The 15,107-nt window shown below is 58.5% G+C and carries 9 protein-coding genes and 1 pseudogene; 1 reads left to right on the forward strand and 9 read right to left on the reverse strand.

From position 1 onward, the window contains the following. Window positions 1-111: 111 nt before the first annotated feature. From FGA82_RS16540 to FGA82_RS16550, 3 genes are all read right to left on the reverse strand, one after another. On the reverse strand, window positions 112-420 hold the full coding sequence (locus FGA82_RS16540; protein WP_141127868.1) for a hypothetical protein: 309 nt from the start codon (window positions 418-420) through the stop codon (window positions 112-114). A gap of 285 nt (window positions 421-705) precedes the next feature. Continuing rightward, a complete protein-coding gene (locus FGA82_RS32310) occupies window positions 706-1,758 on the reverse strand; it encodes a DUF2815 family protein (protein ID WP_212760540.1) in 1,053 nt (350 codons plus the stop codon). Further along, complete coding sequence (locus tag FGA82_RS16550; RefSeq protein ID WP_141127869.1) at window positions 1,755-2,915, reverse strand: tyrosine-type recombinase/integrase; 1,161 nt, start codon at window positions 2,913-2,915, stop codon at window positions 1,755-1,757. Before FGA82_RS16550 ends, FGA82_RS32310 begins: the two co-directional genes overlap by 4 nt. Window positions 2,916-3,153: 238 nt before the next feature. On the opposite strand from FGA82_RS16550, the pseudogene FGA82_RS16555 reads away from it, so the two are divergent. After that, window positions 3,154-3,291 (forward strand): annotated as a pseudogene (locus tag FGA82_RS16555) (LysR family transcriptional regulator); the annotation flags it as partial. Here the strand turns inward: FGA82_RS16555 and FGA82_RS16560 are convergent. The 6 genes from FGA82_RS16560 to recC all read right to left on the reverse strand — a co-directional run bounded on the left by FGA82_RS16560 (window position 3,288) and on the right by recC (window position 14,991). Then, window positions 3,288-3,740 carry an OmpA family protein gene (locus FGA82_RS16560; RefSeq protein WP_371043470.1) on the reverse strand — a complete coding sequence of 151 codons (453 nt, stop codon included), beginning with the start codon at window positions 3,738-3,740 and terminating at the stop codon, window positions 3,288-3,290. The pseudogene FGA82_RS16555 and the gene FGA82_RS16560 overlap by 4 nt on opposite strands. 47 nt (window positions 3,741-3,787) lie before the next feature. Next, the gene (locus FGA82_RS16565) at window positions 3,788-5,056 is read right to left on the reverse strand and encodes a diguanylate cyclase domain-containing protein (protein ID WP_141127870.1); all 1,269 of its coding nucleotides are present in this window, start codon (window positions 5,054-5,056) and stop codon (window positions 3,788-3,790) included. After that, window positions 5,053-5,628: a YfiR family protein gene (locus FGA82_RS16570; RefSeq protein ID WP_141127871.1), complete on the reverse strand. Its 576-nt coding sequence runs from the start codon at window positions 5,626-5,628 to the stop codon at window positions 5,053-5,055. Before FGA82_RS16570 ends, FGA82_RS16565 begins: the two co-directional genes overlap by 4 nt. Before the next feature lie 119 nt (window positions 5,629-5,747). Continuing rightward, the gene (recD, locus tag FGA82_RS16575) at window positions 5,748-7,856 is read right to left on the reverse strand and encodes an exodeoxyribonuclease V subunit alpha (protein WP_141127872.1); all 2,109 of its coding nucleotides are present in this window, start codon (window positions 7,854-7,856) and stop codon (window positions 5,748-5,750) included. Further along, window positions 7,853-11,542, reverse strand: a complete 3,690-nt coding sequence (gene recB, locus FGA82_RS16580; protein ID WP_141127873.1) for an exodeoxyribonuclease V subunit beta — start codon at window positions 11,540-11,542, stop codon at window positions 7,853-7,855. Before recB ends, recD begins: the two co-directional genes overlap by 4 nt. Then, window positions 11,539-14,991 carry an exodeoxyribonuclease V subunit gamma gene (gene recC, locus FGA82_RS16585; RefSeq protein ID WP_141127874.1) on the reverse strand — a complete coding sequence of 1,151 codons (3,453 nt, stop codon included), beginning with the start codon at window positions 14,989-14,991 and terminating at the stop codon, window positions 11,539-11,541. The genes recB and recC overlap by 4 nt, the downstream gene beginning before the upstream one ends. Window positions 14,992-15,107 lie beyond the last annotated feature (116 nt).

A 15,107-nucleotide genomic window follows, 5' to 3' on the forward strand; every position in this document is an offset into this window, starting at 1 on the left:
GTATTCCTTAGGTAGCGTTAAGTCACCCAAGATATACGATCTTCGCTCACATACGATATTAATTTTACTTGATATGATCGTGACTCAGTTTATTACACGATACTTTTCGAACTAACAGATACGCACAGCTACATATTTAGGCAATTCATCAGCCCGAGACACGGCATATTTAGCATCGCTTCCTACAGCCGTGCGGGTCAGTGCTTGGATCATGCTGTGTACATTTTCCTGCTCCGCACCTTCCGCATCGTGGGGGACCTCAAATATTTCTGTGAACGTTGCACCACGATCAGTCCAAGAACGCTTAGCGACCCATTTCCACGTACCTTTTCCACAAATATCATAGTCATCGCTAAATTCCATCGAAACATAGATGGCTGGCTCAGAGGTGTCGATAACAGTCACGGCGGAAGTTGTCATTGCGGTATGTCTCGTTAACCTTGAAGAAGAGACCTGACTATACGAACATTATTCACATACGTCAACGACCACTGCTCACACACCTCCCATTCCCTCGTCCTCTTTGGGCCTCTATTACTCCCTGCGCTTATTCGAGCATCAATCGAGCCCTGATTACCGGGTTTCGCCCTTATCAAAATTCAGTTGGACGTGATGTCCTTCCGTTTTAGTGGATTTTTGCTGAGGTCTTTGAGGTGCCGCCAAGGGCCGCTGAATGAAACCCTTCCCTTGCGGGTGACTGGGAGGCTAACGCGGCGTCTGTGTTGCAATAGAAGCGAGCCACGGCAAAGCCTTAACCAAGGCATCACTCGCGGGGTCTGCTACTTCATAGCCGCCCTCGACGATCTCGTCACGCCATACATCATCAAAACCGTTACTGTCGGTTTCGACCAGTTTAATCAACATTACGCTGTCAATTTGAAGCTTCACGGATGCGCCGGCCACGTTGGACCAGCCATAAGGAAACAGGGAGAAGCGGACCTTCAGTTCAGAACCACCAGAGATGGCCGGGACGTTCTCGATGCGCTTGCCTTTGGCGTCAACGACCTTGAGGACCAGCGGCTTGGACTCTTGGGTCTTGGTGTCGATATACGACGCATAGCCCTTAATCTTGAACGTCACAGTGCCGTCATCATTCTCAAAGAACGGCATGTCACCCTCATAGGGTTCTTGGAGTTGTCTACCGTTCTGCGACTCAGCGCGAAGAGCTGGCCCATCTTTCTCGAACTGCTTCATCAGTGCCGCATAGTTGGCTTCATGAGCCTTGACGATCTCGTCGATAATCGGCTGAGCATCAGCGGACGAACAAGTGATGTTCACCTTGTATTCACCACGTGGATTGCCGAATCCCTTTTCAGGGTTGCCATAGTCGGGTTTATGAATCGAGCAATGCGGCTCAGCGATACCGCGTGGCGTGAAGTGGAAGTCTTTATTGATCCACACTCGCCCAGCCCGACCAGAATTTTGTAGGCCACTCGGTGCTGATTCCTGAAGCTTTTCAGGGACAGTCCTGTAAGCCGCCATGGAGGTTTCCCCGTGTGCAGCAGCTAAACACCGCTGTGTGATGTCAGGTAGACGTGCCCTAAGCTGCTTCCAAGTAGCTGAAGATCTTTCGAGGTGATACTTGGCCAGGCGCTTCAAGATGTCCTTGGTGATTCCGGTAGCCACGGTTTTATCAATGGTACGGAGTGAAAAGGTAATGCTATCCGACTTGACCCCGCGAACCCGCAACCGCAGGTAGTAAACCTTGTTACGCCTGTACAAGTAAGGACTCGCCAAAACAGTCCCTAACACAGTCATTGACCACCACCTTCAAACAATCCCACAAGCATCTCCGCTATGGTCTCCACGGGCACCCCTGAGCCGTAAACATCAAAAGTAATCGTACCCGATGCATGACCCATCACAGCCTGTGCGTATGCCGTAGGGACACCTTTGGCCTGCATCAGGGAAGCCAACGAGTGACGCAACGAATGAAATACCAAGCCGGGACCAAAGGATTCCCCAAGGGCTGCTGGGATAGCATGTTGGTTTGCCCACTCCCCGGCTGTCTTGTAGCCAATCTGAGCTAATGAGTCTGACCCACTAAGCTTGCACGCCTCGACGTACCGCAAGAACGCTGCGAGGTCGAACCCGTAAGCACCATCCGTCAACGGCACCAGTCGCTCACTTCGTTTGTTTTTGATGGATTTCCCTTCGCCTGCTTCGTTGATGTGAATGGCTGTGATGCCTAATGCAAGGGTCTGAACATCGCTTACCGTCAACTGTGAGATTTCGTTCAGACGGCCACCAGTGATTGCCCCGAGGCTCAACAGCCAGCGCTTCCAAGAGGTCTCAGGCATCGTATTGGAGTAAGCAACCAGCTTGCCTATCTGATCCTGTGTGAATGCCTTACGGCTCGACTCAAGGCCCTTTGTGAGCTTCAATTTTTTGTCGTATGACTTGGATATGTGACCATTTTCAACTGACCATGCAAGCACTGCCGACAGCTTAACAAGCAGCTTATTGACCGTTGAGGGCATGCGACCATCTGCAAGACGATCACGCAGGGCTACGAGGTCAGCCCGTGAGTGAGTCCGCATGTCCAGCTCACCGAGAGCCGCAGAGATTGTCCCGTGGCAAATCTTGGTTTCCTTCAGGGTCGAGGCCTTCTGGTCCTGCCCACGGTCCGCCAAGTAGAGAGCTGAAAGGTCCTCAAAGGTAGTTGCTGACGCTAATACAGATAGGGACACAGGAGCGTTCGCTACGGACTTCAGAGGTCTGACCGAGCCGTCCACAGATCCAGAGCGGCCATCGTGCAAATCGCCCCACACCTGTGCCACGTCGCCATCACGCTCAGACTCAAACAGCTCCACTGAGACAACACGGAAATGTTCCTTCAGTTCGCTCCATGAAGCCTCTGGGTTCTTCAAATGAAATGCTCTGACGAAGCCTGATAGCTGCTCTGAGACATCCATAGCAGCCCTCCTGTTACTGGTCTTGAGAGAAACCGAAGCGAACTCAGTGGTGCTGCCCGTAACCCTAAGACGCATGTAGTAAATCCCGTTGCGCCTGAAGTGATATGGCTTGGCGAGTCTTGTCGTCGGCCTCACAGGAAAACTGAGGTTTGTAACGGTGTTTGTAACAGCAGGGTGAGCTTCAAGGAGACGCATGGCGGTTAGCCCCTGTAATCATTGGGTTAACCTGTTTTCCTTGAAGTTCTGGATGTACTGCCGGGAGGATCTGAGGAAGTTGAAGCGGATCACCTTGTTGTGGGATTACATCCGCGAGGTGACCGAGCGCAATCAGGGTCTGCTGATGGGGCAGACCGGCGAAATGCAGTTCGCCGACTAGTCGGCGCTCACCACAATCGACACCCGGCGGTTTTCCGTGCGACCGGCCGCCGTATCGTTGGACGCCACCGGCTCTTTGCTGCCCAGGCCTTGCAGCTGGATGTTCTCTTGTTTCATGCCGACCGTGCCCAGCACGTTAGCGACACTTTTCGCACGACGCAGTGACAGTTGCTGGTTGTACGTCTCTTTGCCCGATGCGTCGGTATGGCCATCAACCCGCACACGCTCGATGCCGACACCCAGCAGGGCCTTGCCGATGCGTTCGACGATCTCGGTGCTTTGCGGGTTCAGGCTTTCGACGTCGCTGCCAAACAGCACCTTGCCGGACAAGCCAAACTCCCAGCCCTCGTCGGTCAGCTCAAAGCCCTGTTGTTTGAGGACCGCGACTTGCGCCGGGGTCAGGCCTTTTTGTGGTGCAGTCTGGCAACCGGTCAGGGCCAGTACGGCCATCAACAGCACGGCGTAAAAAGATCGAATGGACAGTGTGAACACGAGAGTCAGCTCCTGGTTTGAACGGAATCGACCGGGTGCTCCGCCCCAGCCGTGAATTGGGCGCCGCGCGACAGACGCTTGGCTTGATACATCGCCGCATCGGCGGCATCGAGCAAGGCCCCCGGCGTGACCCCATGATCGGGAAAAACCGCAATGCCGATACTGAGCGAGGTCACGACACTGGTGTCGCCCGGCAGCGCGATCGGCATGTCCATGCTGGCGAGGATCTTGTCGGCAATGCGCTCGGCATCTTCGACCTTGTGCAGCGGCGTGAGCAGCACGGCGAACTCGTCACCGCCCAGCCGCGCCACCAGATCCTCTTCGCGCAACTGCGCACGAACGCGGTTGGCCACCGCCACCAGCACCGCATCACCGGCGGCGTGGCCGAAGTTGTCGTTGATGCCTTTGAAGCGGTCGCTGTCGAGAAACAACACGGCAACGCGCTCGTCGTGTTTGCTGGCATTGCGCAACGCACGGATCAAGCGCCCTTCGAAAAACGCTCGGTTTGGCAGACCGGTCAGGCTGTCGTGACTGGCCTGATGAGCGAGGGTTTGGTTTTCGTTTTGCAGATGGGTTTGCCACGACTCCAGTTCGTCGAGCAAGGCGTTGAAGTCATTGCCGAGGTTGTCGAGTTCGGCGATCTGCGCTGGCGGCACGCGGCGATCCAGCGCGCGTTCGCTGCGGGCGGCGTGGGCCACATTGGCCAGACTGCGCAGAGGACCGGTGATCGCGCGTAACTGCCGGCGCGCCAGGTAGAGCGCAACCCAAGCGCTGATCGCGGTGCAGAGGATGATCCCCGCCAGACCGCTGAGCAGAAAGCGCATCAGGCTGCCACCATGGCCGGTGAGCAGCACACGACCGATTTCACGGTCCTGATGCTCGATCGGCAGGCTGACAGGCTTTTCCAGGATGGCGCGAGTGATCTGCATTTCCAGCTCAGAGAACAACCCGTTTTCCGGGCGTTGCCAATGCGCGAGCAGTTGTCCCTGACTGTCCAGCACCTGGGCGTCAGCGACCTCTTCGGTGGAAGCAATCAGCGCCAGCGATTCGTTGGCGGCCGTCTTGTCGTTGAACACTACTGCGGCTTCCACGGTGTAGCTGATCGAACGGGCGATCAAGTGCAGGTTGTGATCGGCGTACACCCGTAAAGCCAGTACGCCTAGCAACGTCAGTGAAACGCTGGCCATCGCCACGCCCACCAGCGCGACCGTCAAATGTCCTCGGCCAATGACCGAGCCCAGCGTTGGGCGGCTATTCGATCTGAACAGGTTCATGGCGCCGCCGGTTTGCGACGCGACAATTGCAGCACGCTGGGGTGAATGCGCACGCCGCTGCGGGCTACGGAGTCGAGATTGACCTCGAAGGACACTTGCTCATCGCCAACGCGCAGACAGAACAGGCTGCCGACCGTGCATTGATCGCCACCCTCGCTGATGCTCAACACCGGGTGACCGATCAGCGAAGCGAACAAGCGAGTGCGTTCATCCGCGGTGAGTTTGCCGATGTACACCGCATCGCATTCGCTGACGATGGCCGGGTTGTCGGCCAGCAGGCGACGTACGGTGACCGGCCGGCCGGTGGCCTGAGTGGTCCCTTTGACCAGATCGTCGGTGTATTCGGTCGGGCCGACGATGCACAGGCGCAATTGCGCCGGTTCCACTGGCCAGCGCGCGTAACTGAGAATGCCAAGAACAACCTGCGTGACGGATTTGGCCCGTTGTTCGGCCATGCCCGTCGGCGCTTGCGGCTGCGCGACAGCTGCACCCGTCAACAACCAGAGCAGACCGACAAGCAACGCGTGCTTGCAGACCACTACGCGCTCTGTCGCCCAGACAGACACCTTCATGCAGGGATTCTCTTGGATCGTAGCGAAATGATGCCGCAACGATAGCACAGCAGTGAAACACCAGCGAGACAGTGACCTCTGACCGGTTGGTCAGTAAACGCCGCCAATCGCAGGGATTTTCACCCCCGAGGCACGGCGCCCTCCTCCAGTTCCAGCATCAGCCCGCTCAGGCGTTTGACCCTGCGCTGCACCGCCTCCTCGAACACCCCCGGGCGGGATTCGATCAGGGTGAACCAATGCTTGGCGCGGGTGATGCCGGTGTAGATCAGTTCTTTGGTCAGCACCGGATTCAAGGCGTCGGGAAGAATCAGCGCTGTGTGGGCAAATTCCGAGCCTTGGGACTTGTGCACCGTCATCGCATAGACGGTTTCGACGTCATTGAGGCGGCTCGGCAATACGAAGCGCACACCGCCCTGACCATCGTTGCGCGGGAACGCCACGCGCAACACCGGTTTGCCCGCGTCAGGCCCTTCGCGTTCGGGCAGCTTGAGGGCGATGCCGATATCGCCGTTCATCAAGCCCAGACCGTAGTCATTGCGGGTCATCAGCACGGGCCGGCCTTCGTACCATTGCTGATCGTTTTCGATCAGACGTGCTTTGAGCAGCGCGGCGGTGATGCGTTGATTCAGACCTTCGACACCCCACGGTCCCTTGCGTACGGCACACAGCAACTGGAAGGTGTCGAACGCCTGCAGAACTTCGCGGGCCCAAATGATCCAGTCCGGATGTTCGAGTGGCCGGCCCGCGGGTGGACGCTGATCACGCAGCACAGTCAGGTAATGGCGGTAGCCTTGTGGGCCGTCGCCATGTCCCTCAAGCAACAGGCGCTCGAGCTTGTGATCGTGTTCGCCCTTGAGCGGCAGCGAATACACATCGCCGTAGTGTCCGGCCGTGAGCAACTGGCGCGCTTCATCCGGCAACTGTTGGTTAACCCGACGCGCGAGCTGGCCGATCCCGCTGCCCTCGCCGAAGCGCCGCGAGTAGCGCAACATCACCACTTGTTGCGCTAACGGGTGGGAGCCATCGACGTCCTCGTGCAAACCGCTATCCTGCAACGACTCACCGCTGACCGACTCCAGCCACTGTCGGGTCTGCGGGTTGTACCAGCCACCCTCGGCGTCTCGGCACAAATCCCCCAGCACCGCGCCGGCCTCCACAGAGGCCAATTGATCCTTGTCGCCGAGCAATACCAGTCGAGCATGGGCTGGCAAGGCATCGAGCAGATTGGCCATCATTTCCAGGTCGATCATCGAAGCTTCATCGACCACCAGCACATCCAGTGGCAGGCGGTTGCCGGCGTGGTGCCGAAAGTGTCGAGTGCCGGGCCGACTTCCCAACAGACGGTGCACGGTGGTGACGTCGCAAGGGATTTTTGCTCGCACCTCTTCGGTGACTTCCAGTGACTGCACTTGCTGGCTGATGGACTCGGTCAACCGCGCCGCGGCCTTGCCCGTCGGTGCCGCCAGACGAATGCGCAGCGGGTGACCGGTGGCTACTGCAGGTGCTTGAAGCAGGGCCAGCAAACGCACCACGGTGGTGGTTTTGCCGGTGCCCGGACCGCCGGTGACAATGCTGAAAGCGCCACGAGTGGCGAGGGCGCAGGCGAGTTTCTGCCAGTCGATCACCTCACCCGGTTTCGCTGATCCGAACAGCTCGTTCAAGCGCTGCGGCAGATCGTCCGGCGTCGGCTCGACTTGCTGCAGACGCTGACGCAACGCCGTATCGATGCGCCGCTCGTACGTCCAGTAGCGTCGTAGATACAGGCGTTTCCCCGCGATTACCAACGGACGTTGTTGTGCTGAATCGCTGCTATCCGCCGAAAGTGCAACCAGAGAGCTGCCCGCCAGAACCTTGCACCAGTGAGCGCCATCAAGCGCCTCGAGCAATTGCGAAGGTAGCAGCAACACACCACCTTGCACGTCTCCTTCGGGGGGCAGCGACAGAGCGAAGTCAGGCGCTTTCAGGGTTTCATACAGATCGAGACAGACGTGACCGTGGCCAAGTTGATGGCTGGTCAGGGCGGCCGCGAGCAACACCAGCGGATCCGTATCGCGCTCAAGTTCGTGAAGGAACGCGACGAATGCTTTGTCCAGCGCTCGCAACCAGCCGCGCTCGACCCACCGGGTCAACAAGACCAAAAGATCATCGGCGCTGGTAAGGGGCGATAACCTCGACAGACTGTCAGCAGCCAGCGGCGTAGGGAGCAGATCGGCAAAGGTGCGGCTCATAGCAGGACTCCCTGTTCCCAGGCGGGTTCGGTCTTGGGTTCGGGTTTGCCTTGAAACATTCGGTCGAGACGTTCGATCAGTTCACGGGGCGGACGAACAAAATACACACCGCGACTGTCCGCGCGGGTGCCGCGCAGGAACAGATACAACGCGCCGCCGACATGCCGGTCGTAGTCATAATCTGGCAGCCGGGCCTTGAGCTGGCGATGCAACGCCAACAGGTACAGCACGTATTGCAGGTCATAGCGGTTGTCGAGGATCGACTGTTCCATGGCCTGCTCGGTGTAGGCCAGTTCATCCACGCCGAGCCAGTTGGATTTGTAGTCGGCCACGTAGTAACGGCCATTGTGTTCAAAGGTCAGGTCGATAAAGCCTTTGAACATGCCGTTGAGCTGCACCGGTTCTGCCGCCACGCGGGCCACGCCTCTGTGAGTGTGCTGACGGACCAGTTCGTCGAGTTTGAGGACATCGACTTTATGGCTGGCGAACCAGAATTCCATCTCGACCCGGTATTGCTTCAGCTGTTCCAGAACAACAGGCGGCTGCCCGCCTGCAACTGGCAGTGGCGACTTGAGCAGGTGCTGCAGCCAGTCACTCAGGGTGGTGATCCAGCCTTCCCAGCCACGCAAGTTGCAGCGACGGGCGATCGCATCTTCCAGCGCCTCGCGGGTAACGGCAAAGCCGTCATCTCCGGCCCATTCCAGCAAACCGTGAAGAAACGTTCCTGGATTGGGGCCACGCGGGAAGCGATGGATATCGGCGCCACCGGCAATGATTTCTCGCGGTGCATCGGGGTCCAGGCGTTCGTCATCAAACAGCTTTTGCGCTTGTGGGCTGTCCGGTGCTTCATCGCTGCCGACACTCAGCACGTCGCTGATGCGCAAAGCACTGTAGGAGGCGATCCACCAGTTTTCGCTGGCCTTGCGCTTGGGCAACAGTGTGGCGCTCAGCACGGCGTCATTGCGTGGCGGCTGATAATGCTCGTCGGTGGGTTGCGGCATTTCATCGATGTGGATGGCCGGGCAGTCTTGTTGCAGGTCTTGCAGCCAGCGTTTCAGCTCGCTGGACTCGCCTAGAGATGCGCCACCACCGAGCAAATAACCCAGCGCAGAAAGGTGCAGTACCGAGCTGTTGTTGTTGCCACGCTTGAGATCCGTCACGCCCAACCAACAGGCATGCTGCGCGCGCGTCAGGGCAACGTAGAGCAAGCGCAGGTCTTCGGCCAGACGCTCGTCGTCCGCTTGCGCAATCAGTTCGGCGGTTGGCTTGAGACTTATCTGAGCCTTCCCCGCGCCGTCGTGGTAATGCAACGGCAAGCGACTGCCATCCACGGGTTTCGCCGAGCAAATGAACGGCAGGAACACCAGTGGATACTCCAGGCCTTTGGACTTGTGGATGGTCACGACTTTGACCAGTTGCTCATCACTTTCCAGACGCAGGATCTGTTCTTCGCCAGCCTGGCCGGACACTGCCAGCAGCTCGGCCAGATGACGAATCAGCGCTTGTTCACCGTCCAGCTCCGCAGCCGCTTGCTGCATCAATTCCGACAGGTGCAAAAGGTTGGTCAGTACACGCTCGCCATCCGTGCGTGTCATCAAGGTTTGCGGCAGATGGAAGTCATGCAGCAGGCGCCGCAACATCGGCAGCACGCCTTGTTTGCGCCATAACTCGCGATAGCCACGGAACTGCATGACCCGGGTTTCCCATACCAGCTCGTCCTGGTTCAGACGTTCCAGCTCGGCCAATGGCAGGTTCAGGGTGATACAGGCCAGAGCGGCTTTCAGGGAACGTTCGACATCCGGTTCGGCACAGGCCTTGAGCCAGGACAACAGGTCATGAGCCTCTTGCGCCGCGAACACCGAATCCTTGTCCGACAGATAAACACTGCGCACGCCGCGAGCGGCGAGTTCACTGCGTACGGCCTGGGCTTCTTTGCCGTCGCGCACGAGAATCGCAATGTCGGACGGCCTCAGACCTCTGAAGTCTTTGCCATCCTGCACGAACCCCGCGTTAGCGCTTTGCCCGCTATTGAGCAGCGCGGTGATTTCGCTGGCGCACGCGGCGGCCAATTGCTGGCGATAGACCACACCGGACAGTGGCTGGTCGCTGGGCAGGTGCCAGACATTCAACGCTGCGACATCTTGTCCGCCAACCTGCAGTTGTTCCCTGCGCCCCTGGGATTCCACGGGCAGGAACGGCACCGGATTGTCGCCGTTTTTCTCCCGGAACAAAAACGCGCCACGGCCCAGCTCTCGGGACTCGGCGCGTGCGAATACATGATTGACCGCGTTGACCATGCCGTGGCTGGAACGGAAGTTGGTGCCCAGCGTGTGCAGTCGGCCAGTGGTGGCCTGCCGCGCGCGCAGGTAGGTGTAGATGTCTGCACCGCGAAAAGCGTAGATCGCCTGCTTCGGATCACCGATCAGAAACAGGCCGGTGTCAGGACTGTTGTCTTCGATGCGATAGATGCTTTCGAAGATCCGGTACTGCACCGGGTCGGTGTCCTGGAATTCGTCGATCAGCGCGACCGGGAACTGCTCTCGAATCAACGTCGCAAGACGTTCGCCACCGTCGGATTGCAGAGCGGCATCAAGGCGCAACAGCATGTCGTCGAAGCCCATCTCGGCGCGCCGCCGCTTCTCTTCTTCAAAGCGTGCACCTACCCACTTAGCGGCATGTTGCAGCACAGCGGCATCGGGGGTCGGCAATGCATCGAGGTTCGATTTGAGTGTCGGCATGGCGTCCAGGCCAGGGTGGCTCGGGGCCTGACCTTTCCACGCTTCGGCCATGCCGTCGGGGGTCAGTCGGGTGAAACCGGTGCCGATATCCAGTTGCTCCAGGGACTCGTCTTCGGCCCATGCCTTGAGCTTTTCAAACCAGGGTTCGAAGTAACGCGCCTGCATCTTGCGCCCGTCTACGGATTTGCTCGCAACACCTTGATGGCAGATGGCGAGCAACTCGTCTGCCCACTGACGCCATGGCATTTTCAGTTCGATCAGCGCTGCACGGCGTTCTTGCAGGCACTCATCGATCAGTTCTGCGGGAGCCTTTCCTTCGTCGCTGTCACGCTCACTGGCGAACAGGCCGCGCACGCGAGGCAACAAGGCCGCCGGCCCGCCCCAGTTGCTGCGCACCCAATTCAAGGCGTCGCCCTGCATCGGGTAACAGAACAGCCGCCAGTAATCACGCAACACTTCGCCGAGCAAGTCGCTGTGATCGGTTTCCAGGGATTGAGTGAACAAGCTGCCGCTGTCGAACGCGTGCTCACGCAGCATGCGCTGACACCAACTGTGGATGGTCGAAACGGCGGCCTCGTCCATCCATTGCGCAGCGACATCGAGGCGGTTGGCACAACCGGGCCACTGTTGAGCGTCGAACTGATCACGTAATTCGGCGATCAGTGCATCGGGTGCAGGCGTTTCGTCGCGAAAGAATCGAGCGGCTTCAGCCAGGCGCGTGCGTATGCGCTCACGCAGTTCCTTGGTCGCTGCATCGGTGAAGGTCACCACGAGAATCTGCGGCGGCAGCAATTCTCGGCCGAATCCGCTCGCCTCGTCACCGTGCCCCAGAATAAGCCGCAGGTAGAGCGCAGAAATCGTGAAGGTTTTACCGGTACCGGCACTGGCTTCGATCAACTGGCTGCCCTGTAACGGAAAGGCCAGTGCGAGGGGTGTCTTGGTACTCATGTGCGAGCCCCTTCAGTGGACAGTGAACACCACGGTGCTTCAAGCAGTGGGCGATACAACGCGTCGCACCAACCGGAGAAGGTCTCGTCCTCAAGCAATGCATCGAAGTCGGCATATTGCCGGGACAACGCGGGGCTCTCGCGGCGCTCACCCTCGCTGGTCTGCCCGTCACCTTCATAGGCTTTACGCGCTGCTGCTTCGGCCTTCAGCGGGTCAGTCTGGGAAAGCCAGGCAAAAGCCGTTTTTACTGCGATCGGCAGTGGCTGTCGCATTCCTGCCTGCCAGGCGAGGAGCAAATCGCCAAGGAAACGTATCGCTCGTTCTGGCGTCATGGGTTCAAGCAACAACGTGTCGTCACTGGCTACCAATGCAGTGCTCAAGGAAAGCCCGCTGGCGCAGGCCACCAGATGATTGACCCACGGTTTGGTTAGGCGATGCCATTTGCGGCTTTTGATCGAGCCAATGCTGTTGGGAATAGTGGTGACCGACAACAGTCCCCCATCGGCACGCTGATGCAAACCCGCAAGCCATCCTTCCAGACGCAAACCCTGCAGTTCAAGGTTGACCGGCATCGCGCTGCTCAAAGGGACAGGCCAGAGCGTCAGCAGTTGTTGATAACGCTGCAGCAAATCCGGCAAAGGTTCGATCAACTCACGTTGCAGGCACTCGCCGAACCCGGCCATTGGTAGCAGACCGCTGTTCTGCAGGCGTCGGGCCTGGGCAGTGAGCGCCTGATCGACATTGTCCGGCTGCCTGAGTGCGGCTTCGAGCAGACTGTCGCTGAGTGTGTAGCGCTGCAATGCGTCCAGTACGAAGGGCTCCTCGTCGGCCAGCGGTGCTTCGGCAGCCTCGAAATACACCTTCAGACGTTGGGTGAAAAAGTGCCGGACCGGGTTACGCAAAAAGTCCTGCAACAACGCGAGGCTCAACGGTTCCTCTTGCACATAAGGGCTGAGTAACTGTGCTTCGTTTTGAGATTCGTGCTGTTGATGCAGAACCTGCCATTCGCTGGCATAGCTGAAGAGTTGATCGCCTTCATGAAAATAGCGCGCACTGAACGGTTGCAGCGGATGCTCTTGCGTCATGGCACCCAACAGATCGCCGCTTTCGTCGAGCAATCGCCAACCGCTGGCGAGGTGATCGCGCAACTGGCCGATCAACACGGAAGCCGGTCGCTCACTGTTGTCGCGAATGCTGCGACCGACCCAACTGATGTAGAGCTGATGACGTGCCGACAGAAGCGCCTCGAGCAAAAGATAACGGTCGTCTTCACGCCGCGAACGATCTCCCGGACGGTAATCGCTGCCCATAAGGTCGAAGTCCAGTGGAGGCTGCGCACGGGGATAGTCGCCGTCGTTCATCCCCAGCAGGCAGACCAGTTTGAATGGAATGGCGCGCATGGGCATCAGCGTACAAAAGTTCACGGCACCGGCCAGGAAGCGCTGAGACAGACGCCCCTGATCAAGGCCGGCGAGCCAGGCTTCGCGAACGACTGTCAGTGGTAGCTCATCCGTCAAACCTACAGCCCCACACGTTTCCAGCCAGGTTTCGCGAAGCTCTTCCAGCTGGGTCAACAAGTAGTCGTCATGCTCGTTGCTGGCTTTGAAAAACAGTTGCATCAGCGCTTGCAATCGATATCCCCACTCCTTGGGCTGAGCGGGTTGGGTGAGCTGCTGATGGGCAAGTTCCAAGGCATCGAGCAGGGCCACCAACGGCCCGATCAGTGCGGCGTCGAGTCCACCAATTTCATCATAAGGTTCTATCCCTTCACATGCGTTGGCGCTGCCTACGGCGTAGCCCAGAAGCATGCGGCGCAGACCGAAATGCCAGCTGTTTTGCTCGAGCTCGTCGGGCAGACCCAGGCCCGCGCGTTGCTCGGCATTCATGCCCCAGCGCACGCCGGCGCCTTCGATCCAGCGGTGCAGTGTCGGCAGGTCGCGCTCCTCCACACCAAAGCGAGCACGAAGTGCGGGCACGTCGAGCAAGTCGAGGATTTCACTGACCGGAAAGCGACTGTCGGGAAGCTTGAGCAGATGTTCGACTGCGATCAACAGTGGATCACGACCACGTTGCCCTTGATCGGCCAATGTAAAAGGGATGAACCGCGCATCCTGCCGATCAAGCTGACCAAACACCGCGCGGATATGCGGCGCGTAGCTATCGATGTCAGGCACCATCACGATCACATCGCGAGGACGCAGGTCCGGGTTGGCGCTGAAGCGAGACAGGAGCTGATCGTGCAGTATTTCGACTTCACGCTGAGCGCTGTGGGCAATGTGAAAACGGATCGACTCGTCCTGTACCAGATCAACAGCGGGCCAGTGTTCACGGGTTTCATTGAGTGGGCGCAACTCCAGGATGTCGTCCTGTAATTGAGTGAGCAGGTTGTGTGGCTGAGTGTCGCTGAACAGGTCTATGCGGCCATCGCGAAAAGCCGCCCGATAGCTGTTGGGGTCGTCATAACTGTCGAGCAGGTTTATGTAGTCCCGCCCCTGTTTACCCCATGCAGCCAATAGCGGATGGGCGTGTTGATGCAGTGCATCAGGGTCCAGCACTGTGGGCATTCCGGTCTTGCGCGATTGCCGTTTGTATTGATGCCGCAGCAGATCCTTGTCGGCCACAATATCGGCCCAATGGTGTCGGCACGGGTTGTGTACACACAGCAGGACCTGACTGAAACGTGCAAGCCCGGCCAGTGCTTCAAGCACCTGGGCTGGCAACGAAGAAATACCGAAAACGATTACCCGCGAAGGCAGTCCCGCAGGAGCTTCGGCAAGATTGTTGATGCGTTCGATGAACCGTTGGTGAACGCCGGCACGACTCTGTGCCATACCCTGTTCCCCCACGTCATCCAGCAGCTCACGCCACAACTCTGCCTGCCAGCAACTGGTCGGGGGCAGTGGTTTTACTTCTCCCCTGACGCTACGCAACTGATGCCGACCTTCGGCCCAATCCTCCAGCCAGTCGGCACGGTAAACCTGATACTGGTCGAACAGATCCGCCAAACGTTCAGACAATTGATAGCGCTTGCGCAGGTCGGTGTCATGGGTAAGGAAGCGTTGCAAGGGCTCGAAATGTGGGCGAGCAATGACCTGGGGCAGCAGGCGCATGAGGCGCCAGGTCAGCGGGGCTTTATCGAGCAGGGACTTGGGAGGAATTTCATCTCGGCCCAGTACCATGCGATACAGCTGCCACATGAAACTGCCCGGCAGTTGCACATCAATCGCTGCGGCAATACCGCAACCGCCAAGGTCGTCTTCCTCAGGGTCTTCGGCCAGGGCCAATTTGAGCCACTGGGCAATGCCGTTGCTCTGCACAAGCGCAATTTCGTTTTCCAGGGGAGCCAGCGGATAGCGCCGCATGATGCTGATCACAAGGCTGCGCAGTTCGTCCAGGCTGTTGCTCTGGACGACCATGAATGCAGCGTTGAGGGACTGAGCGTCCGGCATAAAGGATTCCTTGGAAAGTACGAAAGCCAGGGCAGAACCTTAGCATTGTCGGCAGGTTGTGACAGCCGGACGGCGTCCGTGAATGCTGTACGAACTTTCCTGCGGGCAAAACAAAA

This window comes from Pseudomonas fluorescens (genome assembly GCF_005938625.1).
Classification (GTDB): Bacteria; Pseudomonadota; Gammaproteobacteria; order Pseudomonadales; family Pseudomonadaceae; genus Aquipseudomonas; species Aquipseudomonas fluorescens_BD.

Excerpts from the sequence above, each read along its gene's own strand:
- FGA82_RS16540 (WP_141127868.1), bottom strand. The coding sequence starts at position 420 with ATGACAACTTCCGCCGTGACTGTTATCGACACCTCTGAGCCAGCCATC.
- FGA82_RS32310 (WP_212760540.1), bottom strand. The coding sequence starts at position 1,758 with ATGACTGTGTTAGGGACTGTTTTGGCGAGTCCTTACTTGTACAGGCGT.
- FGA82_RS16550 (WP_141127869.1), bottom strand. The coding sequence starts at position 2,915 with ATGGATGTCTCAGAGCAGCTATCAGGCTTCGTCAGAGCATTTCATTTG.
- FGA82_RS16560 (WP_371043470.1), bottom strand. The coding sequence starts at position 3,740 with ATGGCCGTACTGGCCCTGACCGGTTGCCAGACTGCACCACAAAAAGGC.
- FGA82_RS16565 (WP_141127870.1), bottom strand. The coding sequence starts at position 5,056 with ATGAACCTGTTCAGATCGAATAGCCGCCCAACGCTGGGCTCGGTCATT.
- FGA82_RS16570 (WP_141127871.1), bottom strand. The coding sequence starts at position 5,628 with ATGAAGGTGTCTGTCTGGGCGACAGAGCGCGTAGTGGTCTGCAAGCAC.
- recD (WP_141127872.1), bottom strand. The coding sequence starts at position 7,856 with ATGAGCCGCACCTTTGCCGATCTGCTCCCTACGCCGCTGGCTGCTGAC.
- recB (WP_141127873.1), bottom strand. The coding sequence starts at position 11,542 with ATGAGTACCAAGACACCCCTCGCACTGGCCTTTCCGTTACAGGGCAGC.
- recC (WP_141127874.1), bottom strand. The coding sequence starts at position 14,991 with ATGCCGGACGCTCAGTCCCTCAACGCTGCATTCATGGTCGTCCAGAGC.